This is a genomic window from Dietzia sp. DQ11-44, from assembly GCF_014145205.1.
GTDB lineage: Bacteria > Actinomycetota > Actinomycetes > Mycobacteriales > Mycobacteriaceae > Dietzia > Dietzia natronolimnaea.
In genome coordinates, this window is record NZ_JAALEC010000304.1 from 1 (window position 1) to 1,902 (window position 1,902).

A 1,902-nucleotide genomic window follows, 5' to 3' on the forward strand; every position below is an offset into this window, starting at 1 on the left:
CGGTCGACCCGCAGCACCCGCGCGGTGGCCCATCCCCGCGACAGACCGTCGACGTCCTGCCTGAGCGGCGCGGCCCGGTCGGGCGCGGCGACGGACAGCACGGGGTCGGAGTCGAGGCTGAAGTCCAGCGGCATGGTCGGGGTTCCTTCTCGCAGATCTTGAGGGAGCGGTCAGCGTGCCAGCCCGGCGGACGCCGCGGCCACCCGGACCGCCCGCGTCGCCGGCCCTGGTCTCAGCCCGAGACCATCTTGATGTAGAGCAGGCGGTCCCCGGTCTCCAGGGCGTCCGCCTCGGGTTCGTTGACCTTGATCAGCTGACCCTTGCGGACCACTCCCAGGACGAGCTCGGCCAGATGGCGCGGCGAGCCGCCGACCTCGGACTCCTCCACGCGCCGTTCGGCGATGGAGAACCCCTCGTCGGGGGTCAGCAGGTCCTCCATCATCCCCACGACGGTCGGGGTGATGGTCGCCAGGCCGAGCAGGCGCCCGGCCGTCTCGGCGGAGACCACCACGGAGTCCGCGCCCGACTGCTTCAGCAGATGCTTGTTGTCCGACTCACGAACGGTGGCGACGATCTTGGCGTTGGGCGCCAGCTCGCGCGCGGTCAGCGTGACCAGCACCGCGGTGTCGTCGGAGTTGGTCGCCACCACCACGGCCGCGGCGCGGGTGACGCCCGCGAGCTTGAGGACGTCCGACCGGGTGGCCGAGCCCTGGACGGTGACCAGTCCGCGGGCGGCCGCGGACCTGAGTGCCTGGGGGTCGGTGTCGACCACGACGATGTCGTCGGGGGCGATCTCGTCGGCGAGCATCGCCGCGACGGCCGACCTTCCCTTGGTGCCGTAGCCGACGACGACGGTGTGGTTACGCACGAGGTTCCTCCAACGCTGGATCCTGAGGGCCTGACGGGACTGCTCGGTGAGCACCGACAGGGTGGTACCGACGAGCAGGATCAGGAAGAGCACGCGCAGCGGCGTGATCAGAATGGCGTTCAGCAGCCGCGCCTGCTGGGTGATCGGGGAGATGTCCCCGTAACCCGTGGTCGAGAGGGAGACGGTGGCGTAGTAGAAGGCGTCGACGACCGTGATCCGGCCGTCGGCCCCACCGCCGCCTTCATACCCCTCCTGATCGAGATACACCACGAGGGCCGCCAGGGCCAGCGTGAGCACGGCCATCAGGACGCGCTTGCCGATGAGCCGCCACGGGCTCTCGGCGTTCGCGGGGATGCTCACCACGCCCACGAGGATGTGGTCGGGGCTCTCGTCCAAGGGGTCGCTGCTGCGGACACGGGACGCGAGTGCGCGCTTCCTCACCATCGGCAGCTCCGTTCCGGGACGGGACCGCCGTCGATCATCGGGGTCACCGGGACCATCGTGGCCTATCGGTCACCGTCGGACAACAACCGGCCTCTCCCCGGTCCGGTGGAGAGGAGTCGGAGCAGCTCCTCCGCGTCGGGGAGATCGGCCGGTTCGACGGTCCTCCCGGCGCGGACGTAGTGGAAGGCGGCCCGGACCCTGTGGAGTTCGACCGGTCGTCCGAGCCTGGCGGAGAGGACTCTCGCCCACGCGTAGCGGTAGACCGCCAACTGGAGCGAGACCGCGGGCATCTCCCAGGGGCCAGGGACCCGCCCGGTCTTCCAGTCGACGACGATCCAGTCGTCCCCGTCCGCGAACACCGCGTCCATGCGGCCACGCAGCAGATGCTCCCCGAGTCCGACCTCGAACGGCACCTCCACCGCCTCGGGTGTCTGTCGGGCCCATCGCGACGATTCGAAGGCCTGCTGCAACGCCGTGAGGTCCGACTCCGACACACCGTCGACCGCGCCATGGTCCCCGGCGCCGGGGAGATCGTCGATGTCCAGCAGGTGGGTGGCCCCGAAGCGGTGTTCCAGCCACAGGTGGAACCG

The 1,902-nt window shown here is 70.5% G+C and carries 2 protein-coding genes; both read right to left on the reverse strand.

Features of this window, described 5'->3' with window-relative positions:
- Nucleotides 1-232 precede the first annotated feature (232 nt).
- Entirely contained in the window at nt 233-1,312 is a 1,080-nt protein-coding gene (locus tag G6018_RS08440; RefSeq protein ID WP_179524802.1) for a potassium channel family protein, read from the reverse strand.
- Between the two features lie 62 nt (nt 1,313-1,374).
- On the reverse strand, nt 1,375-1,902 hold a 528-nt coding region (locus tag G6018_RS08445; protein ID WP_182639372.1), incomplete at its 5' end, for a PD-(D/E)XK nuclease family protein.

Bases quoted from the DNA above. Each gene is read 5' to 3' on its own strand.
- G6018_RS08440 (WP_179524802.1), bottom strand. From the start codon at position 1,312: ATGGTGAGGAAGCGCGCACTCGCGTCCCGTGTCCGCAGCAGCGACCCC.